Genomic DNA, 24,988 nt, shown 5'->3' with positions numbered 1-24,988 from the left:
ACCAGGAGGTCCTGTGCCATCCAGCCACGCATCCGCCCAGCCGTCCGGCGACCACCCCGGCGGCCGCCGACGGCCGCTGACCGTGCTCGTCGACGACACGCGCGACTTCAAGGACGGCCGGCCGGCGCTGAAGGCTCGCACCTCCGAGGAGGCGCTCGCCCTCCTCCGCCGGCTCGCCGACACCCCCATCGACGACCTCTGGATCGACTACGACCTCAGCCTCGGCGACACGGCCCAACCCGTTGTAGACCACCTCGTCGAGCTGGCCGCAGCGGGCAGCCCCCAACCGGTCGCCACCATCCGCGTGCACAGCTCCAACATCCGCCACGGGCACCGGATCTGCGCCGAGCTCGTCGCCGCGGGCTATCCCGCGAGGCGCAGTTACGCCGCGAACATGTGGATCAGGGTGCGGTGGCAGGCGCCGCCGCGCTGACCACGGCGGCGACCTCCTCGGGGTGGGTGAAGAGGTTGTTGTGCGAACCCGGCAGCACCTCCACCCGTGCCGACGGACTCCCCGCGGCCGCAGCGACATCGGCCATCCACTGTTGTGGAGCAAAGGAATCCGCCTCACCGGCGGTCAGCACGAGCGGCACCTCGAGGTCGCGCACCCGCAGCTCCGGGCGGTCGCGCCTCCCCGACTCCACCATGCGGAAGACGTCGGTGCGCACCGTGGCGATGTTCTTCGCCACGACCAGCTCGGCGGGGCTGTCCTTGCGGTATGCCGTGGCCGCGCCTCGCAGCAGCCCCGGCCACGAGCGGTGCTCGGGCCGGAAGGTCAGCCCCGCCAGCACCAGGGACAGGTCGGGGCGGTCGAGCTGGAGGCGCAGGGCTGCACCGAGGGCGACCTGGGCGCCGGTCGAGTGCCCCACCACGACAAGGGGACAGGCGAGATCGGCCTCCCTGATCCAGCGCGCTGCGGCCTCGCCCATCGGCCCGACCACCGGTGGCACCCTCAGCCGGGGACGCCGCCACGCCAGCAGGTCGAGCACGACACAGCGCAGCCCGCGCCGGGCCATCACCTCGACGGTCGGCCGGGTGTAGCGCGGCAGCCCCAGGCCGGGCAGGAGCACCACCGTCGCGCGCGGCGCCGTCACCGGGGCGACCTCGATCGCCTGCACCCAGGCCGCGCCCACCCGGCTCCAGGTCTCCCGCTTCCGGGTCTCGCCCTCGGGGGGCGCGGTCGCTTCACTCATTGCCGGCCAGCGTAGGTGTGACCAGCGCCGTCCACCTCTTCAGCGCGGGTCGACGGAACTCCTGTAGTGCGCCCGACGTCCAACCGGCATGCCGCGCCGGACCACCGTGTTCACCGCCGTCGCCCTCCTCGCGGTGAGCCTCGCCACCGCGTGCGGCTCCAGCAACGGGGATGGCGCTCCGGCAGGCGATGCCTCCGCCCTCTTCGACCGGCGCGCCCGAGAGGTGGCGGCCGTCTGGACGGAGGGTGACCTCCTCGAGCGGTGGCGCACCAGCATCGTCCCCGCACAGGGCCTCACCATCGAGCCCGACTGGACCCCGCGTGAGACCCTCAAGGCCGCGTTCTACGGGGGCTGGGTGCGCACCGCCACCGCCCTGCCCACCACGCCGGGCACCGGGCAGGTGCGCGACCCGGACGGCTCGACCGTCGAGGTCGACACCCTCGACGCGCAGGCAACCTACGACGCGATGCTGAACCCCCGCTCGGGCCCCTGCCCCACCCCGGCATCCGGCACCGGCTGCGACTGGGTCACCATCACCGGCGCGCGAGCCGTCAGGACCACCCTCGCCACGGCCAGGGGCCCGGCGCAGGTGCCGGCGTGGGCATTCACCGTGCAGGGCCTGTCCGATCCGGTGGTGAGGGTCGCAATCGAGGATGTAGCCGAGCCGGGCGACTTCGAGCCGGGCAACCTCTCCGAGACCCCCACCGACGGCAGGCGCCGCCTGCTCTACGGACAGGACGTCGTCTCGCACACCGCCGACTCCCTCACGGTGACGCTCGGCAGCGGCGACTGCGACACCGAGCGAAGAGAACACGTGCTCGAGACCGACGAGGTCGTCGTGGTCGGCGGGACGGCCCTCGCCCCACCGCCGGACCAGGCCTGCAACGCGATGCTGCGCCTCGAGGAGGTCACCGTGCCGCTGAGGACCGAACTGGGCGACCGTCCGGTGCTCGACGCCGCCTCAGGTCGGCCACTCCTTCCCAAGGTCCTGCCGGACCGGTGACGCGGCGGGACCTCTAGAGGCCCAGGCCCGCCTCCCTCGCACGCACGATCGCCTCGGCCCGGTCGGCCACGTGCAGCTTCGCGAAGATGTTGGAGACGTTGTTGCGCACCGTCTTCGGCGACAGGAACAGCGTCGAGGCGATCTGGGCGTTGGGCCTCCCGGCGGCGACCAGCTCGAGGATCTCCCGCTCCCGTGCCGTCAGCTGCGGGAAGGCCTGCTCGGCAGCGGATCCCACCGCCGGCCCCGCGGCGAAGAAGTCGGCGATGCGACGGGCGACGGCCGGGCCGAAGATCGCCTCGCCTCCCGCCACGGCGGTCACGGCGCGCGTGATCTCGGCCTGGTTGGCGCCCTTGAGCAGGTAGCCCCTGGCCCCGGCCTGCATGGCGGAGAACAGGGTGGCGTCCTCCTCGGCCATCGTCAGCATGACCACGCCGATGTGCGGGCTTGCGGCAGTGAGCCGGCGGGTCGCCTCGATGCCGTCGAGCCCGGGCATCTGCACGTCCATGACGACGACGTCGGGCTGGAGCTCGGTGGCCAGCGCCACGGCGGCGGCTCCGTCCTCGGCCGTGGCCACGACCTCGAGGCCGTCGACCGAGGCGAGCAGGGCGGCCAGCCCGTCGCGGTAGACGGGGTGGTCGTCGGCCAGCAGCACCCGGATCGGCTCAGGCATCAGCAGTGGCTCCTGTCGTCTGCGGCGCTCCGGCGCCGGGAATCACGGTGCAGGGCAGGACCGCCCGTACGACGGTCCCGCCAGGTGCCGGGCACTCCACCGAGACGGTCCCGCCCAGCTCGGCGGCCCGCTCCCGGAGGGACAGCATCCCGACCCCCGCGGCGACATCACCAGGTATGCCGTGGCCGTCGTCGCGCACCTCGACCACGAGTGCGTTGCCCAGGTGCCCAGCACCGCCCTCCGGCCCCGCCCCGTGGAGGCCGAGGCGCACCGCGCAGCGCCGGGCGCCCGAGTGGCGCACGGCGTTGTTGACCGCCTCGGAGGCAATCCGGAACGCCGCCACCTCGACAGCCGCCGGCAGGGACGCGCCGTCCACCCCGTCGTCCTCGACGGTGATCGACAGGTCCGGCGGTTCGAGCCGTCGGACCAGCTGCGTGATCGCCCGCACCAGGCCCAGCTCGTCGAGGGCGGGCGGCCGCAGGTCGTGGACCAGCCGGCGCACGTCGGCCAGCACCGCGGCGACGTCCGCCGTCGCCTGCTCGAGGAGGCGGTCGGCCTCGGCGGCGTTGCGGGAGGCGAGGTTTCGCGCCGTCTCGATCCGCAGCGTGACGGCCCCCAGGCTGGGACCGAGGCTGTCGTGCAGGTCGCGCCGCAGCCGGCGGCGCTCCTCCTCACGCGCCGTGACGAGCTGTTCGCGGATGGCCTGCAGGTTCGCGCTCAGCTCGCTGGCCCGCGCCGCCGCGGCGGCCTGGCGAACCACGTCGCCGAGCAGCCGCTGGTCGTGCTCCGACAGCTCGGTGCTGCCGGCAGGGCAGAGCGTCAGCAGGCCGACCCGCTCGCCGCGGTAGACCACCGGCAGCTCCACCGACCGGCCTGCGGGACGTCCGTGCTCGACCACCTGCTTCTCGCCCGACGGGCCGTCGATCTCCACCCTGACGTAGGGCGAGCGGAACGCCTCACCGACCGCGCGGGCGACCGCCACGAGCTGCTGGTCGGGCGACGCCGACACCTCGAGCTGCTCGGCGAGCGCCGACACCACGGCATACGGGTCCTCCCGCGAGCCGCGGCGCAGGCGACGCACGACCGCGGCCAACCGGTCGCGCAGCGGCGCGTACAGACCAGCCACCACGGCGATGGCCACCAGAGCCGAGTCCCGTTGGCCCAGAACGGCCCCCGCAAGGGCGAAGACCAGCACGTCGATGACCACCACGGCCGCAGCGAGCAGCGCGTAGAGGAGCGTCGCGGAGATCAGGCGGTCCACGGCATACAGGCTGTGGCGGGTGACGGCGACGACGATCGCTGCCGACGTGACACCCACGCCGACCCCGAGGAGGATCCCGGACACGGGGTCGGCAGCCAGCATCCCGAGCACGATGACGAGCAGGTTGACGACCGCCGCCCAGACCAGCCACCGCATCTGGGCGCGGCCCACCGCGTCGGCGGCGCGGTGGCGCCGCACCACCACCATCAGCGGCACGACGAGGCTGAGGAAGATGCCGGCGTAGGCGACCGTGAGCAGCACCTGCCAGACCCCGTAGGGCAGCGGGATGCTGAACGGGTCGAGGTTCAAGGCGTCCAGAGCCGGGTCCAGAGACTCGCCTGCGAACCGCTCGGCCGTCTCCGCCGGCACCACCGCGAGCAGCACCGGCAGCAGGGCGGTGAGCCCGATGCTCGCCAGCGACAGGCGCCGCCAGAGCGGCTCCCGGGGCAGCCGGCCGTGCGGGAAGACGAGCAGGATGAGCGGGAGTCCGAGCAGCAGCCCGGCGCCGAGCCGCTGGTAGAAGTAGAAGGACGCCGACGCGCCGGGCAGCCCCGGCTCGGTGTAGACGGCGTAGGCGGTCCAGCTGCTGCAGAACGAGTCGACCACCCAGAAGAGGCCCGAGCCGACGAGCAACCAGGCCACCGGGTGTCGGGGCAGCTGGCGCAGCAGCAGGGCCCCCGGGACCACCTGGGCCAGCCCGGTCAGGCAGCCGACCCATCCGGGCTCGAGCTCAGCCACCTCGGGGATGCCGGTGCGGGCGTTGGCGATGTCGAGCGCCACGGTCGCCAGCGTGAGCAGAACCGCGACGGCGGCCAGCGCCGCTCCGGCCCGGCTGCCGCGGGCCGTGGCAGCCGCCGCCTCGGCGGGGGCGCTGCTGGTGGTCTGCGTGGTCACAGGCGACATGGTCGCAAGCGTGGAGTCCCGCTGTCCCGGGATCGCAGTCCCGGGTCGCCCGGGACAACTCAGGGGACTCGATTGCGGACTCCGGCACCTGTGGGCCCGGGACGCCCGACCCCGACTGTGGTGCGAGGCGGTGCAAGGGGCACCGCGACGAGACGCAAAGGAATGACCATGAGCGACACCCTCACCACCCAGCCGGCCCTCGCCCGCACCGACACCCACCGGCCGCAGTCCTCCGCCGCACCCGCGGTCGACCAGCGGACCATCCGCCGGCTGGGCCTGACCCTGATGACGGGCACTCTGCTGTGGGCCGCCAGCACCTTCGTGTTCGGCCCGAACGGCGAGGGCATCGGCTCCCGGGTCGGCGACATCACCGGCTTCTTCTTCCAGGTCGGCGTCTTCGCGCTGCTGACCGCGATGCTCAGGACGGGCGCCACCGGAGTCACGAGGAAGGCCCGCGCGATGATCCGCGTCGAGTACGTGCTCCTGGGCCTGGCCTCGCTGTGGTCCCTGATCCACGGGCTGACGCCGGCCAGCATCGGCGACAGCACGCCGGTGATGGTCCTCGACGTGTTCTGGCCCCTGTCGATGCTCGGCATGTTCGTCATCGGCATCAAGGTGGCCGTTGCCGGTCGCTGGCAGGGCGCCCTGCGCTTCTGGCCGATGGTGGCCGAGACCTGGGCCGTCGTCACCGTGCCGACGTTCCTCCTCTTCGGTGACGGCGTGGCCCGCTGGGTCGGCGGCGCCCACCTCGTGATCGGGTATGCCGCGCTGGGCCTCCTGCTCACCCGTCGCCCCGAGCTGACCGGCGCCTCCGAGGAGTGAGGCGGTCACCCTCGGGGACCGCTCCCTCGCCGTTCGGGGTGTTATCGAGTGCTGTGGCGCTCGGTGACACCCCGAACCCGTGTCTGCCCACCCTCGACCTGCTGGTGCCGGGCCGCGGCGTAGGCCGGCTCGCGCAGCGCCCGCACCACCGGGTACTGCGACGTCCCGGGCAGCTCGTGCACCACCGGGTCGTGGCGGCGCGGGTCGCCCTCTCCCTCGACCGCCTCGCCCAGCGCCACCTCGCCAACGGCGACCCAGGGACCGGTGCCCACGGCATACGACAGGGACAGCCTCTCGGGCACGCGCAGGCTGGGTCCGACCTCGCGCTCGGGCGCCCCGGGCACCGCCGCCAGGCGGAGCAGCAGCGGCCCCGCCGGCGACCTGACCGGGAGGAGCGTGGTCAGGGGGCCGTCGGTGAGCTGGGAGTGGACCAACAGCGCGAAGCGGCCCAGCCCCGAGTCGCCGGTTGACGCGAAGAGCACGTCTGCCGGACCCCCGTCGCCGCCGGACGGCCGCGGAAGCCGCAGCGCGAGGCCGTAGACGTCAGGCAGCCACGCCGGCAGGCCCGTCGCCCGCGACGCCCGCACAGTGACCTCGCACGCGCCCGCGTCGTCGAGCAGTGGCACACCGCTCCTGCCGGAGCCGTCGCACCGCAGGCCCGCCCGCAGCGTCACCCCCTGGGGGTGCAGGGGACGACCCCGGCGCAGCGCCGCCACCGCGCCGAAGACCGCACCGAGTCCGAGACCCGCCGCCAGGCCCGCGGTGCGTCCGGCCGTGCCCACGAGTGCGTGCACCATCGGCTCCTCCTCCGTGTCGCGCCCCGGCCACCCACCATGCCAAGGATCGGCCGGTCCCGCTTGCGGCCGGTGCGAGACTGGGCGCCATGAGCAACCTCGAGACCCGGCCGGTGGAGACCGAGTGCGAGCACGAACCGGCGCCGGAGGCCGGCGGGCGGCCGGTCGTCGAGGTGCTCGAGGCACGCGAGGTGCCCCTCGGTGGGCCCCGCGCCATGACCGTGCGCCGCACCATCCCGCAGCGGCAGCGCTCGCTCATCGGGGCCTGGTGCTTCGCCGACCACTACGGACCGGACGACGTCAGCAGCTCGGGCGGGATGGACGTCCCGCCGCACCCGCACACCGGCCTGCAGACGGTGAGCTGGCTCTTCTCCGGCGAGATCGAGCACCGCGACAGCGGGGGCCACCACGCCATGGTCCGGCCCGGCGAGGTGAACCTGATGACCGGCGGCCACGGCATCGCGCACTCGGAGGTCTCCACCCCCGGCACGCGCGTCCTGCACGGCGTGCAGCTCTGGGTGGCGCTGCCCGACGACGCCCGCGACGAGCCTCGGATGTTCCAGCACCACGTGCCCCCGGCGGTGCACGTCCGGGGCGCCACCGTGCGGGTCTTCCTGGGCACGCTGCTCGGGCAGTCCTCTCCCGTGCGCACGTTCACGCCACTCCTCGGGGCGGAGGTCGTGCTCGACCCGGGCGCGCACCTCACCGTCGGCGTCGACCCCACCTTCGAGCACGGGGTGCTGGCCGATACCGAGGGAATCGGCCTCGAGGGAGTGCCCGTCCCCCGGGCAGCGCTGGGCTTCATCGGCAGCGGTCTGCGGTCCCTGACGCTGCGCAACGACTCGGCCGAGCCCGGCCGGCTCGTGCTGCTCGGCGGCACACCCTTCGAGGAGGACATCCTCATGTGGTGGAACTTCGTCGGGCGCTCCCACGAGGAGATCGAGCGGTTCCGGCAGGAGTGGCAGGACGGCAGTGACCGGTTCGGCGAGGTGGTCGGCTACGAGGGCCGGACGGCCCGGCTCCCCGCGCCGGAGCTGCCGCCGGTGAGGATCCGTCCGCGCCAGAACCCGCCCCGCCCACCGCATGAGGGGTTCGCGTGCAGCCCTGGCCCCTGCGGCCACCGGATCCGCGTTCGTCGCTGTCGGCGTCCTGCTGCCCGTGTCCGCGGCATACGTCGTGGGCGTGCTGCTCGTCGGCGGCGCCCTCGCCGTGGCACTGCGTGGCCGCGTGCCGGCCTGGGCGGCGGTCACCGCCGGCCTGGGCGGCGGTCACCGCCGCCCTGGTGGCCGCCGGCCTCGCGATCGGCGGGCCCCTGCTCACCCTCCCCCGCACGACCGGACTGGCCGGCGAGTGGGCCGCGCGGGCGATCGACGGTGAGATGCTCGCCGCGCGGGCCCTGGTCAGCCGGGAGAACGCCTCGATCGACCTGACCACCGGGAAGACCGTGCGTCTGGGCTCGGTCACCGGCGGCTCACGGTGGGTCGCCGACGACCGCATGGTCGTCGTGCGCGACGACCGGGTCGACTCGGTGCGGCTCGACGCCTCTGCCCGCTGGACCTGGCGACCGCACGAGGCCGCCACGATCCAGCCCCTGGCGGCCGCCGGAGACGGCACGGTGCTGCGCGTCTGCCCGGCCTCCGGCAACGGCCAGCAGTGCGAGTTGGTCGGTGTGGACGGCCGCGGTCGCCGGGCGTGGACCACCGACGCACCAGGCCAGACAGCCCGAACGACGGCGCTGACCAGCCCCGCCGGGTCGTTGCCACGCATCGCCGTGCTGCACGTGCAGGGCAGCGGCGGGTTCTACCTCGTCGACCCGGCCACCGGTCGACGCGCCCTCGTCGCCGGCGCCGCCGTGCTGCCCGTGGCCGACGGGCCCGTCGTCGTCGCCCACGCCAGCGGCGGCCGCTGCGTGACGACCCTGTATGCCGGCACGTCGCCGGCGTGGACCAGCGTCACCGAGGGCGTCTGCGCCGATGCGGTCCCCTCCCGCTGGTTCACCGCCTCGGAGCACCTCTGGGTGGAACGTGGCGGCGCGTGGGAGCGCTACGCGCTCGACCGCGGTGCGCGCACCTCCGTGCCCCGGTCGGAGGTCCCCGAACCCCACCAGACGAGCCGCCTCAGCGCGGCCGAGGAGCAGGACTCGTTGCGCCTCAACCCGTTTCGTTCCACGGGTCGGGTGAGCGTGCTGGCCCTGCGCGACGACTCGTCCGGCCAGGTCGTCGCGCGACTCGTGACCGAGCACCCCGCCGACCTGCTGCTCGCAGAGGACGGGGCTGTGGTCGTGCGCCAGGACGACCAGGTCACGAGGTACACCGTCGAGGCTTCCTGACAGGATCAGGACATGAGCCTCGACGTCGCCGCGCTCCGTGCCCGTTTCCCGGCCCTCGCCGAGGGCGCCGCCCACTTCGACGGCCCCGGCGGGTCCCAGGTGCCCGACGTCGTCGCCGCCGCGGTGGCCGAGACCCTGACGTCCGCCATCGCCAACCGCGGCACCGTGACGCGCGCCGAGCGCCGCGCCGAGCAGGTCGTGCAGGACGCCCGCGGCGCCATGGGAGACCTGCTGGGAGCCGACCCGCGCGGCATCATCTTCGGGCGCAGCATGACCGCCCTGACCTACGACATGGCCCGCACCCTGTCTCAGACCTGGGCAGAGGGCGACGAGGTGGTCGTGACCCGCCTCGACCACGACGCCAACATCCGGCCCTGGGTGCAGGCGGCCGAGCGGGTCGGCGCGGTCGTGCGCTGTGCCGACTTCGACCCGGCCACCGGGGAGCTCGCGCCTGACGCGGTCGGGGACCTGCTGTCGGAGCGCACCCGTCTCGTGGCGGTCACGGCCGCCTCGAACCTCATCGGCACCCGACCCGACCTGCCGGCCATTGCCGACCTGGTGCACGGCACGCGGGCGCTGCTCTACGTCGACGGTGTGCACTACACGCCGCACGTCGGGGTCGACGTCCGAGCCCTTGGCGCCGACCTGTTCGCGTGCTCGCCCTACAAGTTCATGGGCCCGCACTGCGGCGTGCTGGCGGCGAGCCCCGAGCTGCTCGAGACCCTGCACCCCGACAAGCTGCTGCCGTCGTCGAACGCCGTCCCCGAGCGGTTCGAGCTCGGCACGCTGCCCTACGAGCTGCTCGCCGGCACCACCGCTGCCGTCGACTTCATCGCCGCTCTCTCGCCGCTCGGCCGGGCCGGCGACCGGCGCAACCGGGTGCTCAGCGCGATGCAGGGCCTGGAGGAGCACGAGGACCGCCTGCGTGCGCGGATCGAGCAGGGCATCGCCGCCCTGCCGGGGGCCGTGCTCTACTCGCGCGCGGCCCGTCGCACCCCCACGCTGCTGGTGCGCTTCGAGGGCCACGACTCCCAAGCCGTGCGGGTGGCCCTGGCCGAGCGGAACATCAACGCCCCGGCCGCGTGCTTCTACGCCATCGAGGCCTCCCGCGTGCTCGGGCTCGGCGACAGCGGTGCCCTGCGGATCGGACTGGCTCCCTACAACGACGACAGCGACGCCGACCGGCTGGTCGACGCCCTCACCGAGATCGTCGGAGCCTGACGCCGCCCCTTTGCCGGGTCGGGGTATCTGCGCGTGCCATGCCGCGCGGCAATTCCCCGACCCGACAAAGGGAGTCCGGCTGGGGACCTTCGACCCGACCGCGCCAACCCCTCACGGCTGCAGGCTGGAGGCTGGCCTGAGGAGGAAGCCATGCACGAACAGCGCCCGGCGCAGCCCGACCAGACCCAGCAGGGTGACCAGCCCACCCCCACCCGCCTCGACCTGAGGAAGGGCTTGCGCATCGCCCGCGCGATGGCAGTGACCTCCGGCGGGCCGGTGACCCTGGCCGCCGCGAGCGCCCTCGCGCCCGTGGCAGCCCTGCGCCGCTGGCCGTCCAGGCTCGAGGCGCCACTCGCCCGGCGGACCGCCTGGGCCGCGACCGGCGCCGCGCTGGTGCTGACGCCGCTCTACCTGTCCGTGGTGCGCCCCTGGCTGATGACCTGGGGGTCGACAGCCTCCGAGCGGGCGCGCACCTACCCCGGTGACGACCCGGCAGGGCCCGCGCCCGCGCTGCGCATCACCCGTGCGGTGACGGTCGACGCCCCGCCCGAGAGGGTCTGGCCATGGGTGGCACAGATCGGCCAGGACCGTGGCGGCTTCTACAGCTACGACTGGCTGGAGAACCTCGCCGGCTGCCAGATCCACAGCGCCGACCGCGTCCACCCCGAGTGGCAGGACGTCCAGCCCGGCGACCCCATCGGCATGACGCCGGACTTCGGCACCGAGGTCGAGGCGGTCGACCCCGGGCATGCGCTGGTCGTCAAGGACTGGGGCGCCTACGTCGTCGAGCCCGCCGGCGAGGGGCGCAGCCGTCTCGTCGCGCGGGCCCACGTCGACCGAGGGCTGCCGTCGTTGGTCTACGCCCTGACCATCGAGGTGCCGCACGCGATCATGGAGCGCCGCATGCTGCTGGGCATCAAGCAGCGCGCGGAAGCCGCCACCTCCGCCGGGTCGGGCTACCCGCGCGCCGCGTAGGTCAGCCGCACCGCCCCGAGAACGCCGGCCGCGACGCGCGCGACCGGAGTCGGCATGCGCGAGACTGACGCCATGCCCGAGACCTCGCTCGACCCCGTCCTGATCACCGGCTGCTCCTCCGGCATCGGCCGCGCCGCCGCCGACCTCCTCGTGAAGGCCGGCCACACGGTCTACGCCACGGCTCGCCGCCTCGAGACGCTGGAGGACCTCGAGGCCGCCGGGGCCCGCGTGCTGGCGCTCGACGTCACCTCCGAGGAGTCGATGACGGAGGCCGTGCGCCACGTCGAAGCAGAGCACGGCCGGGTGGGGACCCTCGTCAACAACGCCGGCTACGGCGAGTACGGCACCATCGAGGAGGCCGACCTCGCCAAGGTGCGCACCATGTTCGAGACCAACGTCTTCGGCCTCGCCCGGATGACCCAGCTCGTGCTGCCCGGCATGCGTCGCGCCCGCCGCGGCCGCATCGTCAACATCGGGTCGATGGGCGGCCGGATGACCTTCCCGGTGGGCGGCTACTACCACGCGACGAAGTACGCGGTGGAGGCCATCAGCGACGCCCTGCGCAACGAGGTCCGCCCGTTCGGCATCGACGTGGTGCTCATCGAGCCCGGCATCACCCGCACCGGGTTCGAGGAGAACGTCCACGCCTCCGTCGCCAGCGGCGCTGGCGCCCAAGCGGATTCACCGTATGCCGGCCTGCTGGCGAGTAACGCCGCGAACACCTCCGGGAGCTACTCCAACCCCGTCGTGGGCACCGGACCGGAGAGCGTCGCCCGCACCATCCTCAAGGCGGTCGAGGCGGAGCGGCCACGGAGCCGCTACCTGCTCACCCCCGCGGCCCGCGCGATGGTCGCCGCTCGCCAGCTCGGCGGCGACCGGGTGTGGGACGCCATCGTCAAGCAGCAGTTCAGGCACTGAGGCGCCGCCCGTGGTCACTGGCATCACACCGGTCGGCGCCCCCGTCGAGCCGGTCGACGCCCTGCGGCGCATCGCCTTCCTCCTCGAGCGCGAGCGCGCCGGCACCTACCGCGTCGAGGCGTTCCGGCGGGCCGTCGGCGTGGTGCGGGCCACGGACCCGGACGAGCTCGCGTCCCGCGCGGAGGCTGGGACCCTCCAGGAGCTCAACGGCATCGGGAAGTCCACCGCCGGGGTGATCGAGGAGGCGCTGGGAGGGGACCTCCCGGCATACCTGAAAACGTTGCAGGACAAGGCACCCGACTCGCTGGCCGACGGCGGTGACGGCCTCCGGGAGGCGCTGAGGGGTGACTGCCACCTGCACTCGGACTGGTCCGACGGCGGCAGCCCGATCGACGAGATGGTGCTGACCGGGGTCGAGCTCGGCCACGACTACCTCGTGCTGACCGACCACTCGCCCCGCCTGAAGGTGGCCAACGGCCTCTCGGCCGAGCGGCTCACGCGGCAGCTGGGCGTGGTCGACCAGGTCAACGCGTCGCTGGGCGGGCAGTTCCGGCTGCTCAAGGGCATCGAGGTCGACATCCTCGACGACGGCAGCCTCGACCAGACCGCGCAGATGCTCGACCGGCTCGACCTCGTGGTCGCCAGCGTCCACTCCAAGCTGCGCATGAACGCCGCCCCGATGACCCGCCGCATGGTCGCCGCCGTGCAGAACCCGCGCGTCAACGTGCTCGGCCACGTCACCGGCCGGCTGGTCACCGGATCGCGCGGGCAGCGACCCCAGTCGGAGTTCGACGCCCACGCCGTCTTCGAGGCCTGCGCGGAGCACGACGTCGCGGTCGAGATCAACAGCCGCCCCGAGCGCTGCGACCCGCCCGACGAGCTCATCACGCTGGCCCTCGAGCTCGGCTGCCTCTTCTCGATCGACTCCGACGCCCACGCGCCGGGCCAGCTCGACTTCAAGGCGCTGGGGTGCGCACGGGCCGAGCGGCTCGGCGTGCCGGCGGAGCGGGTCGTCAACACATGGGACGCCGACCGCCTCGTCGAGTGGGCTCGGAGGAGACGGCCATGACCCCACCGCGCCTGCCGCCCGTCACGGTGAAGCCGGACTCCCCCGTGGCACCCTTCGAGCAGATCCGCAGCCAGCTCGCCGGCCTGATCGACTCCGGCGCCCTGGCCGAGGGCGAGCGCCTGCCCACGGTCCGCAGCCTGGCCGCCGACCTCGGGGTCGCCGTCAACACGGTGGCCCGCGCCTACCGCGAGCTCGAGGCGGACGGCCTCGTCGTCACCGCCAGCCGGGCCGGCACCGTGGTGGCCCCCGGCGCACAGCGCGACGAGGTGGCCCTGCGCCGGGCCGCGGCCGCGTTCGCCGAGCGCGCGACGCTCTCGCAGGTGCCCGAGGAAGAGGCCGTCGCCGTGCTGCGCGAGGCCTTCCGGAGGCTCCGCAGATAGCCCCGACGTGCCCGTTTTGGCGTATGGCCATCCGACCCGTATGCTTTCCGAGTCCTCGACGGATCCGAGCCCTGCTGGCTGGGCGCGGGGGTTCGGCGAGAGCCGGTCCCCATCGTCTAGCGGCCTAGGACCCCGCCCTTTCACGGCGGTAGCACGGGTTCGAATCCCGTTGGGGATACGCAAGAAAAGGTCTACACCAAGGCCCCGTAGCGCAGTTGGTTAGCGCGCCGCCCTGTCACGGCGGAGGTCGCGGGTTCGAGTCCCGTCGGGGTCGCTTCACATGAGAGGCGCCGCTCGAGAGAGCGGCGCCTTTCGCGTTTCCCAGGGGCGTCCGTCACCCCCGACTGAGCCCGGGCGGCCGGCGGGCGGGAGCGGTATGCCGGGTGCACCGGTGTGCACCCGGCATACCGGCTCCTAGCGGCTCACCTCGATGGCGATCTTGCCGCGGACGTGCCCGCCCTGGCTGAGCCGGAAGGCCTCGGCTGCTTCCTCGAGCGGGAACACCTGCGCGACCGGCACGGTGAGCAGGCCCCGGTCGGCGAGGTCCGCGAGCTCCTGGAGGTCGGCGGCGTTGGGGCGCACCCAGGCGTAGAGGCCGCCCTTCTCCGCCACCTCGGCCTCGACGATCGACCCGTGCCGACCGTCCTCCTTGAGCACGGCGAGGGTGGCGTCCAGCACACCGCCCACGAAGTCGACGACGACGTCGACACCGTCGGGAGCCAGCTCGCGGACCCGCTCGGCGAGGCCGTCGCCGTAGGCCACCGGCTCGGCGCCGAGGTCGCGGAGCACCTCGTGGTTGGCCTCGGAGGCGGTGCCGAGGACGCGGGCGCCGGTGGCCTTGGCGATCTGGACCGCGAGCGACCCCACCCCGCCGGCGGCCGCGTGGACCAGCACGGTGTCGTCGCGGGACAGGCCGAGGCGGCTGAGCAGCTGGTAGGCGGACAGCCCGGCCAGCGGCAGGCCCGCGGCCTGGTGCCAGTCGAGGGCCTTGGGCTTGCGGGCGACCGCGCGCACCGGCACGGTCACGAGCTCGGCGAAGGTGCCGCCGTGCACCCAGTCCTTGCGGGCGTAGGCGATGACCTCGTCGCCCGGCTTGAACTCCGGGGTGTCGAGGCCGACCCGCTCGACGACGCCGGAGACGTCCCAGCCCGGGATGACGGGAAAGGTGACGTTCATCAGCGCGTCGAGCCCGCCCGCCGCGACCTTCCAGTCGACGGGGTTGACCGCGGCGCTGCGCACGCGGATGAGCACCTCCGCCGGGCCGACCTTCGGCTCGGGGAGGTCGGAGAGGGTCAGGTTGTCGGGGTCGCCGTAGTGGTCGTAGGAGATGGCACGCATGGTGGGGCCAACCCGCGCCGGCGGGCTCACTATTCCGCGCCGCACACCGGCGCGGGTTGGCCCCACCGCCGGCGCACCGCTGGCCGGGCCGCTGGCCGTGCCGCCCCACTCAGCAGAAGTTGCTGCCGCAGGGGCATGGAGCAACCTGGGCCCCCGGCAGCAACCGCTGCTAGCAGAGGTTGCTGCAGTGATCAGCGGTAGGGGGAGAAGTCGGGCTTGCGCTTCTCCGCGAAGGCGGTCGCCCCCTCCATGCCCTCGTCCGACTTCACGAAGAAGTCGAGGCCGTCGAAGGCGACGTTGCCGATGCCGTTGATGTGGTCGGTGTCGGCGTTGAACGAGTGCTTGAGGAAGCGCAGGGCCGTCGGCGAGTACGACGCGATCTTGCGGGCGTACTCGCGGGCCTTGTCGATGAGCTGCTCGGGCGGCACGACGTCGTTGACGAGGTTCCAGCGCTCGGCGGTGTGGGCGTCGTAGAGGTCGAGCAGGAACCAGATCTGGCGGGCCCGCTTCTCCCCCACCACCCGGGCGAGGTAGGTGGAGCCGAAGCCGGCGTCGAACGACCCGACCCGCGGGCCGGCCTGGCCGAACCGGGCGGTCTCCGAGGCGATCGACAGGTCGCAGATGACGTGCAGCACGTGGCCGCCGCCGACCGCGACGCCGTTGACCGCGGCGATGACCGGCTTGGGGATCTCACGCATGATCCGGTGCAGGCCCTGGATGTCGAACATCCCCCACTCGGTCTCGCCGTAGCTGCCCGTCTCGGCCCGCTCCTTGACGTCACCGCCCGCGCAGAACGCCTTCTCACCGGCGCCGGTGAGGATCACCGCCGCCACCCGCTTGTCGGCCCAGGCGTGCTTGAACGCCGAGATGAGCTCGTCGACGGTGCGCCCGCGGAAGGAGTTCATCCGGTCGGGCCGGTTGATCGTGATGACCGCGAACGCGTCCTCCTCCACGGCATACGTGACGTCGGTGTAGTCCTCCGGGCGGATCATGCACGGCTCCTTGGTGGATGGGTGGGGGGTTCGGGCGATCGGGGTGGCTATCAGTCGACGCGAACGACGACGGCCTGGCCGAGGCCGACGCCGATGCACGCAGCCGCCACGCCGACACCGCCGCCGCGACGGCGCAGCTCACGGCACAGGTCGACGAGCACGCGGGGCGCCGAGGCGCCGAGGGGGTGGCCGATGGCTATGGCGCCGCCGTTGACGTTGACGATCTCGCGGTCGACCTGCGGCAGGCGGTGCAGCGTGGAGAGCACCATGGCGGCGAAGGCCTCGTTGATCTCCCAGAGGTCGACGTCCTCGACCGCCAGCCCGGCGCGCTGCAGGGCCTGCTCGATGGCCGGCACGGGGGCGACGCTGAACCGGTCGGGCTCGACCGCCACGGTGCGCGAGGCGACGATGCGGCCGAGCGGCTGCACGCCGAGGCGCTCGGCCACCGCGGCGGTGCCGACGAGCGCCGCGAGGGCGCCGTCGTTGACCGGGCTCGAGTTGGCGGCGGTCACGGTGCCGTCGCGGGTGAAGGCAGGCTTGAGGGCGGCCAGCGACTCCAGGGTCGACTCCGGCCGCAGCGACTCGTCGCGCTCGACCCCCTCGACCTCCATGACGAAGCCGTCGTGCTTGCCGGCGTCGTAGGCCGCGGCGACCCGCTGGTGGGAGCGCACCGCCCAGGCGTCCTGCTCCTCGCGGCCGATGCCGAGCTCGGTGGCGACCCGCTCGGCGCAGGCCCCGAGGGAGTCGGTCCAGTGCGCGGGGAACTTCGGGTTGGTCAGGCGCCAACCCACGGTGGTCTGGTGCAGCTGCATCGAGCGCGGCAGTCCCTCGTCGGGCTTGGGCAGCACGTAGGGCGCCCTGCTCATGCCCTCCACGCCGCCGGCGATGACGAGGTCGGCGTCACCGGTCGCGATCGCGCGGCTGGCCTGGACCACGGCCTCGCCGCCGGAGGCGCAGAGCCGGTTGACGGTGACGCCCGGGACGCTCACCGGCAGTCCGGCGAGCAGGGCGGCCATCCGGGCGACGTTGCGGTTCTCCTCGCCGGCACCGTTGGTGTTGCCGTAGTAGACGTCCTCGACCTCGGCGGGGTCGAGGCCCGGGTGCCGCGCCACCAGCTCGGCGATGGGCAGGGCGGCGAGGTCGTCGGTGCGGATGTGCGACAGCCCGCCGCGGTTGCGACCGAACGGGGTGCGGACGGCATCGATGACGTAGGCCTCGCGTAGCTCGCTCATATGTCGCAATCTTGACGGTCGTAACAGACAAATGGCAAGGTCGCGCCCGTGAGCACCCCTGAGAGCATGCCGGTCGCCCTGGTCACCGGGGCCGGACGCGGCATCGGCCGCGCCGTGGCGGTGGCGCTCAGCGAGGCAGGACACCGGGTGGCGCTCACCTCCCGCAGCCGGGACGAGCTCGAGGCCACGGCCGCGGCCTGCGGGGGCCCCACCCTGGTGCACCCGTGCGACATCACCGACGGCGCCGCCGTCGAGGAGCTGTATGCCGCGGTCGAGGCCGCGTGGGGACCGGTCGAGGTGCTGGTGGCCAACGCCGGCGCCGGCGTCTCGGCACCGGTGGCGAAGACCACCGACGAGCAGTGGCAGCGCATGCTCGACGTCAACCTCACGGCACCGTTCCGCTGCCTGCGCCGGGCGGTCCCCTCGATGGTCGAGCGAGGCAGCGGTCGCGTCGTCGTGCTCGCCTCCGTGGCCTCGAAGATGGGCGAGCCCTACATCTCGGCCTACACCGCGAGCAAGCACGGCGTGCTCGGCCTCGTGCGCTCGGCCGCGGCCGAGCTGGCCCGCACCGGCGTCACCGTCAACGCGGTCTGCCCCGGTTACGTCGACACCCCGATGACGGACGCGACCGTCGAGGGCATCGTCGCCAAGACCGGCCGCAGCACGGAGGAAGCGCGGGCGATCCTCGAGGCCAAGCAGCCGATCGGCCGGCTCATCACGCCCGAGGAGGTCGCGGAGGCGGTGATGGCCTGCGTCCGCAACGGCGGCATCACCGGCCAGGGCATCAACGTCGACGGCGGCGCCCTGCAGTCCTGAGCGGCAGCGCGGGGGTCGCCCGCGACGCCCGCGACGCCCGCGACGCCCGCCACACGGCATACCGTCGGCAACTGTCGGTCACCCACCCACGAGAGGACCCACGATGGCCCTGCAGCGCGTCAACCCCCCGGAGCTCGGCCGCCCGAGCGGCTTCAGCCACGCGGTCGTGGGCGAGGGCCGCACGGTCTTCCTCGCCGGGCAGACCGCCCTCGACGCCTCGGGCGCCATCGTGGGCGAGGGGGTCGTGGCGCAGTTCGAGCAGGCGCTGGGCAACCTCCTGGCGGCGCTTCGAGCCGCGGGGGGCGAACCGGGGCACCTCGCCAGCCTGACCGTCTACATCGTCGACATGGACGACTACCGCACCCACGCAGCCGAGATCGGCCGGGTGTGGAAGCGCCTGGTGGGTCGCGACTACCCCGCGATGGCGGGCATCGGCGTCTCGCGCCTCTGGGACGCCGAGGCGCTCGTCGAGGTGCAGGGCTTCGCGATCCTCCCCTGACCACCCTCCCTGCCGCACGGCACCACGGACCGTTCGCATTTCGTTGTGTCGTTCTCTAGACGAACGACACAAAGACGCCATATGGTCTGGGGCCACTGAGCGGCCGACGGCCGCGCCCAAGGGAGGGATGGCCATGACGCCGCGACGCACCACTCGACTCACGCTCGCACTCGCTCTCGGCTCCACGCTCGGTGTTGCCGCCTGCGGTGGCGGGACGCTCGGAACCTCGTCGTCGGAGGAGGCCACCGGCCCGGTGAAGATCGGCCTGCTGGTGCCGCAGTCCGGCGTCTACAAGTCGCTCGGCGACGACATGAAGGCCGGCTTCGAGGTCTACCTCAAGGAGAAGGGCAACAAGCTCGGCGGCAAGGAGGTGCAGGTCGTCACGGCCGACGAGGGCGAGACCGCCGACACCGGCAAGGCCGCCGCCGACAAGCTCGTCAAGCAGGACAAGGCCACGGTCGTCACCGGCGTCGTCAGCTCGGCGACCATGAACGGCATCGTCGACCTCTTCGAGACCTCCCAGATCCCGCTCGTCGGCTCCAACGCCTCGCCGACCACCCTGACCGGCAAGAAGTTCGTCTGGCGCACCTCCTACGTCAACGACGAGCCCGGCAAGGCGCTCGGCGCCTACGTCGCCAAGCAGGAGAAGGGCCCGGTCTACCTGCTCGCCGCCGACTACCAGGCCGGCAAGGACGAGACCGGTGGCTTCAAGGAGACCTTCGAGCCCGCCGGCGGCAAGGTCGCCGCCGAGGTCTACACGCCGTTCCCCGGCACCAAGAACTTCCAGCCGTTCCTCGCCAACCTCCAGAAGTCCGGCGCCAAGTCGGTCTTCACCTTCTACGCCGGTGGCGCGGCCGTGGACTTCGTGAAGCAGTACGACCAGTTCGGCCTCGCCGGCAAGGTCACGCACTACTCGGCCGGCTTCCTCACCGAGGGCGGCGTCCTGACCGCCCAGGGCAAGGCCGCCCTCGGCACGAAGACGGCGATGAACTACTCGGCCGACCTCGACAACGAGGTCAACAAGAAGTTCGTCGAGGCCTACGTCGCCGCCACCGGCAAGCAGCCGACGACCTACGCGATGGCCTCCTACGACGCCGCCCGCGTCATCGACATGGCCATCGAGAAGGCCGGCAAGACCGACTCGAAGTCGATCAACAACGCGATCGGCCAGCTCGGTGACATCGAGAGCCCGCGCGGCACCTGGTCGTTCAACGACAACGGCACCCCGAAGCAGATGTGGTACCTGCGCGAGGTCAAGGAGCAGGACGGCAAGCTCGCCAACGTCGTCATCGAGGAGCTCGGCGAGCTCGGCTGAGGCCGGTCCCCCGAGCAACAGACAACCGCACCACCAGACATCCGCACCAACAGACAAGGGCTGGACCTGTGCTCGACTGGTTCGACACCAACCTCGTCAGCATGGTCGACGGAGTGGCCTACGGCTTGCTGCTGTTCACGCTCGCCGTGGGCCTCTCCCTCGTCTTCGGGATGATGGACGTCCTCAACCTCGCGCACGGGTCGCTCTACCTCGTCGGGGCGTTCGCGGCCTACGCGCTCTCCGACGGCAGCTGGATGGGCTTCGCGCTCGCCATCGCCGTCGGCGTCACGGCGGGGGTGCTCGGCGGCGCGCTGCTCGCGGCGATGACGGCACCGCTGTCGACCCGCGGGCACCTCGACCAGGCGGCGCTCACCCTCGGCGTCTCGCTCATCGCCGCCGAGGTGATGGTGATGATCTTCGGCGCCGAGGTCGTCCCCACCCAGCCGCCGGACGCCCTCGCCGGCTCGGCCACGATCCTCGGCCACCGCTACCCCGTCTACCGGCTCGTCTTCATCGCCGTCGCCGGGCTGCTGGCCACGGCGGTCTACCTCGCCTTCGAGCGGTCCTCGCTCGGCGCGCTGGTGCGGGCCACGGTCGCCGACCGCGACATGGTGCGGGCGATGGGCATCGACACCCGGCTCGTGCTCTTCGGCGTCTTCGCCTTCGGGGCCGCGCTCGCCGCCCTCGGAGGCACCTTGGGCGCACCGATCCTGGCGCCGGGTCCGGGCGTCGACGAGAACGTGCTCGTCCTGTCCCTGGTCGTGATCGTCATCGGCGGGCTCGGCTCGGTGAAGGGCGCGTTGCTCGGGGCGCTGGTCATCGGGCAGGTGCAGACCCTCGGCGTCGCCCTGCTCCCGACCTACGCGCCGTTCCTGCTCTTCGGCGCCATGCTCGTCGTGCTCGCCTGGCGCCCGCAGGGCCTCGTCTCGCTGGTGGGCCGCTCATGAGGGCGCGGCTCGGTTACGTGGCGGTCCTGCTCGCGCTGCTCGCCGTGCCGTGGGTGATGGGCCCGTATGCCGTGGCGACCGTGTCGAAGATCCTCGTCTTCGCCGTGCTCGCCATGAGCGTCAACCTCCTGACGGGGGTGACCGGCCTGCCGACCCTGGGCCAGTCCGCATACTTCGGCGTGGGCGCGTATGCCGGTGCGTTGACGGCGATCCACCTCACCGACCTCGGGCCGGTCCAGGTCGTCGTGGCCGTGCTGGCGGGTGCGGCCGCAGCGCTGCTGACCGGCCCCGTCGCCGTGCGGGCCCGGGGCGTGCCGTTCCTCATGATCACGCTCGCGATCGGTGAGATCGCCTACAGCGCAGCCGGCCGGCTCGACTCGGTGACGCACGGCACCGACGGCCTGTCCGGCATACCTCCCCTGGTCGCGGCGCCGGGTCTGGCCCCGACCGTGAACGAGGGCCTCGTCTTCTACTACGTGCTCGCGGTGTTCCTGCTGCTCTACGGCGCGATCGCCCTGCTGCTGCGCTCCCCGTTCGGGCTCACGCTGCGGGGTCTGCGCGACAACGAGGCGCGTCTCAAGGCGGTCGGCTACCACTCGACCGGTCACGCGCTGACGGCCTACGTCATCGCGGGCGGCGTCGCCGGCGCAGCCGGATCGCTGTGGGCCTCCGCGCAGCGGTTCGTCGCGCCGGGCGACCTCGGCTTCGAGGTGGCCGCGCTCGCGCTGCTGGCCGTGATCGTCGGCGGGGTCGGCTCGATGTGGGGCGCCTGCCTCGGCGCGGCGGTCGTGATCGTCGCGCGCGACTACATCGGCGGCAACCTCGACGGCCACGGACCGCTGCTGCTCGGCGCGCTCTTCGTCATCGCGGTCTACCTGCTGCCGCGCGGCATCTCCGGCGGGGTGCGCCAGTTCAAGCGGCCGGCGCGGGAGCAGGAGGTGGCGGCATGAGCACGGCGGCGGCCCTCGAGCTCGACGGGATCACGAAGCACTACGGCAGCCTGCGAGCCGTCGAGGGCGTGAGCCTGGCGGTGCAGCGCGGCACCCGCCACGCGGTGATCGGGCCCAACGGCGCGGGCAAGTCGACCCTCTTCGCCCTCATCGCCGGCACCCTGCCCGCCACCGCGGGTCGCGTGGTGCTGCACGGCGAGGACGTGACGTCGATGTCGGAGCACCGGCGAGCCATGGCTGGCCTGGTGCGCACCTTCCAGCACTCCTCCCTCTTCCTCAAGTGCACCGCGCTCGAGAACGTCGCCATGGCGGTGCAGCGGCAGCAGGGCGCGCACTGGTCGATGCTGCGGCCGCTGCGACGACGGTCGGCGGTGCTCGACCGGTCGCACGAGCTGCTCTCCTCCATCGGGCTCGACGACCGCAGCGGCGCCCCGGCCGGTTCGCTGTCGCACGGCGAGCGCCGCCAGCTGGAGGTGGCCGTGGCGCTCGGGGCAGAGCCGTCGGTGCTGCTGCTCGACGAACCCGCCGCAGGCATGTCGGCGGCGGAGACCGCGCGGTTCAAGCAGATGGTGCTCGACCTGCCGCGCGACATCACCGTGATGCTCGTCGAGCACGACCTCGACCTGGTCTTCGGCCTCGCCGAGACCGTCACCGTCATGCACCTCGGGCAGCACCTCCTCACCGGATCGCCTGCCGAGGTGAGGGCGAGCGAGGAGGTCCAGCGGGCCTACCTCGGCGCCGAGGACACCAGCGACCTGTTCCCCCAGGAGGCACGATGACCGCCATGCTGCAGGTCCGCGGCCTGGAGTCCGGCTACGACGGCAGCCGGGTGCTCGCCGGTGTCGACCTCGACGTCGCCCACGGCCAGGTGGTCGCACTGCTCGGCCGCAACGGGGTGGGCAAGTCGACCCTGGTCAACACGGTGATGGGGCTCGTGCGCGCATCCCGCGGGTCGGTCGTCATCGACGGGCACGAGATGGCAGCCAGGCGTCCTGACGCGATCGCCCGGCTCGGCGTGGGGTTCGTGCCGCAGGGCCGCCGGGTGTTCGCCCCGCTCACCGTCGCCGAGCACCTGGCGGTGGCCGAGAAAGCCGGCCGGAAGGGCGACTGGGACCGCGCGCGGGTCCTGGACCTGCTCCCCCGGCTCGGGGAGCGCCTCGGCAACCGCGGCGACCAGCTCTCGGGTGGCGAGCAGCAGATGCTCGCCATCGCCCGGGCCCTGCTCATCAACCCGCGGCTGATGCTCCTCGACGAGCCCTCTGACGGTCTCGCACCGGCAGTCGTGCACCAGGTGGGCGAGGTCGTGCACGAGCTCTGCCGGACCGGCATGTCGGTGCTGCTGGTCGAGCAGGACCTGCGGCTTGCCTTCTCGGTGGCCGACCGGGTCGTCGTGCTCGAGAAGGGCTCGGTGCGGCTCGACACGACCCTCGAGGACTTCCGGTCCGACCCGGCTCGGGCGCGCAGCCTCCTCGGCGTCTAGCCCCCGACCCCTCCCCGGTTCGGGGTATGGCCGCGAGTCATAGCACGCGGCAACACCCCGAACCAGCGATGCACAGGCTGGCTTCACTGGCCCTGCTGTCCACAGCCGTATGCCGCCCGCTCGCGCCGGCGGCCACGTGCGCCTGACGGTCTGGGCATGCCTCGCTATCCGCGACCGCCGAGCCCACCGCGCCGACCGCCCTAGACTCCCGACATGCCCCCTGAGGCGTATGCCGCCCCACAGGTCGTCATCAGCAGAGTTGGCCGTCGGCAGCTGATCCCAAACCTCACATCACTTGTCGTGCATGTCAGCGCCGCCCGGGCAACCGCGGAAGCTCAGATCCTCGGCCGACTGGATGACATGCCGTCGAACCGCGCCGCGATCGAGGCAGAACGGCTTGCAATAGTGCTTCCGCCGCAGGAGGAGATCTTTTCCGGTTGGCTGACGGGGGTCGAGACGCGGGTACTACCCGCCATCGGTCACGCAACTGCCCTGTTCTCCGCTGGCACGGGCCCCCTTGGTTCGTCACGCCCGAGCGTGCCCCTACGGTTTGGGGCGGAGGTCGAGTCCGGTTCCGTGCGCCGCCGAGCACAGGGCCTGACCGCTCAGTGCACTACCAGTGCTCGCGGGTTGCTTTTGGGCAGCCGAATTGACTTGACCACGTTTGACCCGGAGTTCGATGGAACGTTTGAGGTCGTCGACATCTGGTACCGATTCGATGCGACGGACGGCCTCAGGGTCGAGTTCAAAGCGAACGGATGAGCTGGGAGGCGGGTAGCCCGCCAGCGGCCCAGCGCCCGGCCTTCATGGACCAGGTGTGCCGCACCCATCGCGACCGCTCCCGCCGTTCGGGGTACTCGCGCGCGCTATAGCGCGCGGGAATACCCCGAACCGGCGAAGGTCAGGCCGTGCGGACGGCCTCGACGAAGCGGTGCGCGGGCGTCTCGAGACGGCGCTGCAGCGCGAAGAACAGGTCGGCGGCCGTCGCGCCCGACCACTGGCGCGGCAGCAGCTCCGGCGCCAGGCCCGGGTCGAGGTAGGGCAGCCGCCGCCAGGCGGTGAGCACCCGCACGTAGTCGGCGAACGCCTCGCCCTCGTCGTCGCGGTTGCGCCTCGCCTTCCACCCGGCCAGCACCGGCTCGAAGACGTCGAGGAACTCCCGGTAGAGCGCGTCGAGGCTCTCGAGGTCCCACCACTTGGCGACCTCGTCCTCCACACCGCCGAACCCGAGGTAGTCGGCGCGGAACAGGTCGACGTAGTCGGCCAGTCCCTGCCGTTCCAGCACGTCACGCGTCTCGGCCTCGAGGTGACCGGGGGCCACCCACACACCGGGGCCGACGGTGCCGAAGCCCAGCCAGGTCAGCCGCGAGCGCAGCATGTGGCGCTTCTGCCGCTCCGACTCCGGCACGCTGAACACCGCCAGCACCCAGCCGTCACGCAGGCTGGCGCGGGCGCGGTCGAAGATCCGCCGGTCACCTTCGTCGAGGATCTCGCGCGCCCGTGACGACAGCGCGTAACCCGCCCTGCCGTCGACCCGCTCGGCCTCGAGGATGCCCCGGCGCTTGAGCCGCGAGATCGACGAGCGCACCGCCGGCTCGTCGACGCCGAGGCGGTCGAGCAGCCGGATGAGGGCGCTGATGCTCAGCCAGCCGCCCATCTCGCGCGCGTAGAGGCCGTAGATCGTCACGATGAGCGCCCGTGGACGCGTCTCGGCGGGCGCCGTGGTGAGGTCCTCGGCGAGGTCGGAGTCGGGCACGGCAGGACACTACCCGCCCGCACGGAGGCCCGGAGGTCCGCCGGCGATTTATGCAGCACTCTTGACTGTCGTAACTGTTGGAACATACTTGGGCACCGGAGGTAGCGCCGACAAGGACGTCGCGC

General features: G+C 72.8%; 26 protein-coding genes and 2 tRNA genes. 20 read left to right on the top strand and 8 right to left on the bottom strand.

Translation table 11 applies throughout. From position 1 onward, the window contains the following. Window positions 1-13 precede the first annotated feature (13 nt). Window positions 14-433 (top strand): cyclic-phosphate processing receiver domain-containing protein, encoded by a 420-nt coding sequence (locus P0Y31_RS04545; RefSeq protein WP_275866858.1) that lies wholly within the window; start codon window positions 14-16, stop codon window positions 431-433. Here the strand turns inward: P0Y31_RS04545 and P0Y31_RS04540 are convergent. After that, window positions 402-1,193, bottom strand: a complete 792-nt coding sequence (locus P0Y31_RS04540; protein ID WP_275866857.1) for an alpha/beta fold hydrolase — start codon at window positions 1,191-1,193, stop codon at window positions 402-404. The two genes, P0Y31_RS04545 and P0Y31_RS04540, sit on opposite strands and share 32 nt — an antisense overlap. An 88-nt stretch (window positions 1,194-1,281) precedes the next feature. Between P0Y31_RS04540 and P0Y31_RS04535 the strand changes: the two genes are divergently transcribed. Then, entirely contained in the window at window positions 1,282-2,196 is a 915-nt protein-coding gene (locus tag P0Y31_RS04535) for a hypothetical protein (RefSeq protein ID WP_275866856.1), read from the top strand. Window positions 2,197-2,209: 13 nt separating this feature from the next. Here P0Y31_RS04535 and P0Y31_RS04530 read toward each other — a convergent pair whose 3' ends face one another. Beyond that, a complete protein-coding gene (locus P0Y31_RS04530) occupies window positions 2,210-2,866 on the bottom strand; it encodes a response regulator transcription factor (RefSeq protein ID WP_275866855.1) in 657 nt (218 codons plus the stop codon). After that, window positions 2,859-5,021: a sensor histidine kinase gene (locus P0Y31_RS04525; RefSeq protein WP_275866854.1), complete on the bottom strand. Its 2,163-nt coding sequence runs from the start codon at window positions 5,019-5,021 to the stop codon at window positions 2,859-2,861. Before P0Y31_RS04525 ends, P0Y31_RS04530 begins: the two co-directional genes overlap by 8 nt. Window positions 5,022-5,198: 177 nt before the next feature. Between P0Y31_RS04525 and P0Y31_RS04520 the strand changes: the two genes are divergently transcribed. Then, complete coding sequence (locus tag P0Y31_RS04520; protein WP_275866853.1) at window positions 5,199-5,852, top strand: hypothetical protein; 654 nt, start codon at window positions 5,199-5,201, stop codon at window positions 5,850-5,852. Between the two features lie 41 nt (window positions 5,853-5,893). Here the strand turns inward: P0Y31_RS04520 and P0Y31_RS04515 are convergent, their stop codons facing one another. Beyond that, entirely contained in the window at window positions 5,894-6,649 is a 756-nt protein-coding gene (locus tag P0Y31_RS04515) for a phosphodiesterase (protein WP_275866852.1), read from the bottom strand. A gap of 86 nt (window positions 6,650-6,735) precedes the next feature. Between P0Y31_RS04515 and P0Y31_RS04510 the strand changes: the two genes are divergently transcribed. The 9 genes from P0Y31_RS04510 (at window position 6,736) to P0Y31_RS04470 (ending at window position 13,812) form a co-directional block, all read left to right on the top strand. Then, complete coding sequence (locus P0Y31_RS04510; protein WP_345803609.1) at window positions 6,736-8,076, top strand: pirin family protein; 1,341 nt, start codon at window positions 6,736-6,738, stop codon at window positions 8,074-8,076. Further along, on the top strand, window positions 8,025-8,975 hold the full coding sequence (locus P0Y31_RS04505; RefSeq protein ID WP_275866851.1) for a hypothetical protein: 951 nt from the start codon (window positions 8,025-8,027) through the stop codon (window positions 8,973-8,975). The genes P0Y31_RS04510 and P0Y31_RS04505 overlap by 52 nt, the downstream gene beginning before the upstream one ends. Window positions 8,976-8,987: 12 nt before the next feature. Continuing rightward, on the top strand, window positions 8,988-10,196 hold the full coding sequence (locus tag P0Y31_RS04500) for a cysteine desulfurase-like protein (RefSeq protein WP_275866850.1): 1,209 nt from the start codon (window positions 8,988-8,990) through the stop codon (window positions 10,194-10,196). Between the two features lie 150 nt (window positions 10,197-10,346). After that, window positions 10,347-11,171: an SRPBCC family protein gene (locus P0Y31_RS04495; protein ID WP_275866849.1), complete on the top strand. Its 825-nt coding sequence runs from the start codon at window positions 10,347-10,349 to the stop codon at window positions 11,169-11,171. A gap of 72 nt (window positions 11,172-11,243) precedes the next feature. Next, window positions 11,244-12,089: an oxidoreductase gene (locus P0Y31_RS04490; protein WP_275866848.1), complete on the top strand. Its 846-nt coding sequence runs from the start codon at window positions 11,244-11,246 to the stop codon at window positions 12,087-12,089. A gap of 10 nt (window positions 12,090-12,099) precedes the next feature. Continuing rightward, window positions 12,100-13,158, top strand: a complete 1,059-nt coding sequence (locus P0Y31_RS04485) for a PHP domain-containing protein (protein WP_275866847.1) — start codon at window positions 12,100-12,102, stop codon at window positions 13,156-13,158. After that, window positions 13,155-13,538 carry a GntR family transcriptional regulator gene (locus P0Y31_RS04480; RefSeq protein WP_275866846.1) on the top strand — a complete coding sequence of 128 codons (384 nt, stop codon included), beginning with the start codon at window positions 13,155-13,157 and terminating at the stop codon, window positions 13,536-13,538. The genes P0Y31_RS04485 and P0Y31_RS04480 overlap by 4 nt, the downstream gene beginning before the upstream one ends. 105 nt (window positions 13,539-13,643) lie before the next feature. Beyond that, window positions 13,644-13,716: transfer RNA gene (locus P0Y31_RS04475), tRNA-Glu, on the top strand. Between the two features lie 22 nt (window positions 13,717-13,738). Then, window positions 13,739-13,812: transfer RNA gene (locus tag P0Y31_RS04470), tRNA-Asp, on the top strand. 140 nt (window positions 13,813-13,952) lie between these two features. Here P0Y31_RS04470 and P0Y31_RS04465 read toward each other — a convergent pair. The 3 genes from P0Y31_RS04465 to P0Y31_RS04455 form a co-directional block, all read right to left on the bottom strand. After that, on the bottom strand, window positions 13,953-14,876 hold the full coding sequence (locus tag P0Y31_RS04465; RefSeq protein WP_275866845.1) for an NADP-dependent oxidoreductase: 924 nt from the start codon (window positions 14,874-14,876) through the stop codon (window positions 13,953-13,955). A 191-nt stretch (window positions 14,877-15,067) separates the two neighbouring features. Further along, window positions 15,068-15,868 carry an enoyl-CoA hydratase-related protein gene (locus tag P0Y31_RS04460; protein ID WP_275866844.1) on the bottom strand — a complete coding sequence of 267 codons (801 nt, stop codon included), beginning with the start codon at window positions 15,866-15,868 and terminating at the stop codon, window positions 15,068-15,070. Between the two features lie 50 nt (window positions 15,869-15,918). Continuing rightward, window positions 15,919-17,100 carry a thiolase family protein gene (locus P0Y31_RS04455; protein ID WP_275866843.1) on the bottom strand — a complete coding sequence of 394 codons (1,182 nt, stop codon included), beginning with the start codon at window positions 17,098-17,100 and terminating at the stop codon, window positions 15,919-15,921. Window positions 17,101-17,148: 48 nt separating this feature from the next. Here P0Y31_RS04455 and P0Y31_RS04450 point away from each other — a divergent pair, with 48 nt between their 5' ends. From P0Y31_RS04450 to P0Y31_RS04415, 8 genes are all read left to right on the top strand, one after another. Further along, entirely contained in the window at window positions 17,149-17,916 is a 768-nt protein-coding gene (locus P0Y31_RS04450) for an SDR family NAD(P)-dependent oxidoreductase (RefSeq protein WP_275866842.1), read from the top strand. Between the two features lie 103 nt (window positions 17,917-18,019). Further along, window positions 18,020-18,415, top strand: a complete 396-nt coding sequence (locus P0Y31_RS04445; RefSeq protein WP_275866841.1) for a RidA family protein — start codon at window positions 18,020-18,022, stop codon at window positions 18,413-18,415. 133 nt (window positions 18,416-18,548) lie between these two features. Beyond that, window positions 18,549-19,730, top strand: a complete 1,182-nt coding sequence (locus P0Y31_RS04440; protein ID WP_275866840.1) for an ABC transporter substrate-binding protein — start codon at window positions 18,549-18,551, stop codon at window positions 19,728-19,730. Window positions 19,731-19,798: 68 nt separating this feature from the next. After that, a complete protein-coding gene (locus P0Y31_RS04435) occupies window positions 19,799-20,677 on the top strand; it encodes a branched-chain amino acid ABC transporter permease (RefSeq protein WP_275866839.1) in 879 nt (292 codons plus the stop codon). After that, window positions 20,674-21,627, top strand: a complete 954-nt coding sequence (locus tag P0Y31_RS04430; RefSeq protein WP_275866838.1) for a branched-chain amino acid ABC transporter permease — start codon at window positions 20,674-20,676, stop codon at window positions 21,625-21,627. Before P0Y31_RS04435 ends, P0Y31_RS04430 begins: the two co-directional genes overlap by 4 nt. After that, the gene (locus P0Y31_RS04425) at window positions 21,624-22,406 is read left to right on the top strand and encodes an ABC transporter ATP-binding protein (protein ID WP_275866837.1); all 783 of its coding nucleotides are present in this window, start codon (window positions 21,624-21,626) and stop codon (window positions 22,404-22,406) included. Before P0Y31_RS04430 ends, P0Y31_RS04425 begins: the two co-directional genes overlap by 4 nt. Then, the gene (locus P0Y31_RS04420; protein WP_275866836.1) at window positions 22,403-23,107 is read left to right on the top strand and encodes an ABC transporter ATP-binding protein; all 705 of its coding nucleotides are present in this window, start codon (window positions 22,403-22,405) and stop codon (window positions 23,105-23,107) included. Before P0Y31_RS04425 ends, P0Y31_RS04420 begins: the two co-directional genes overlap by 4 nt. Window positions 23,108-23,320: 213 nt before the next feature. Continuing rightward, window positions 23,321-23,869: a hypothetical protein gene (locus P0Y31_RS04415; RefSeq protein ID WP_275866835.1), complete on the top strand. Its 549-nt coding sequence runs from the start codon at window positions 23,321-23,323 to the stop codon at window positions 23,867-23,869. 139 nt (window positions 23,870-24,008) lie between these two features. Here the strand turns inward: P0Y31_RS04415 and P0Y31_RS04410 are convergent, their stop codons facing one another. Further along, complete coding sequence (locus P0Y31_RS04410; RefSeq protein ID WP_275866834.1) at window positions 24,009-24,863, bottom strand: PaaX family transcriptional regulator C-terminal domain-containing protein; 855 nt, start codon at window positions 24,861-24,863, stop codon at window positions 24,009-24,011. Window positions 24,864-24,988 lie beyond the last annotated feature (125 nt).

This window comes from Knoellia sp. 3-2P3 (assembly GCF_029223115.1).
GTDB lineage: Bacteria > Actinomycetota > Actinomycetes > Actinomycetales > Dermatophilaceae > Pedococcus_A.
The sequence above is the reverse complement of the archived record's forward strand: the minus strand, read 5'-3'. Positions and strand labels throughout refer to the sequence as shown.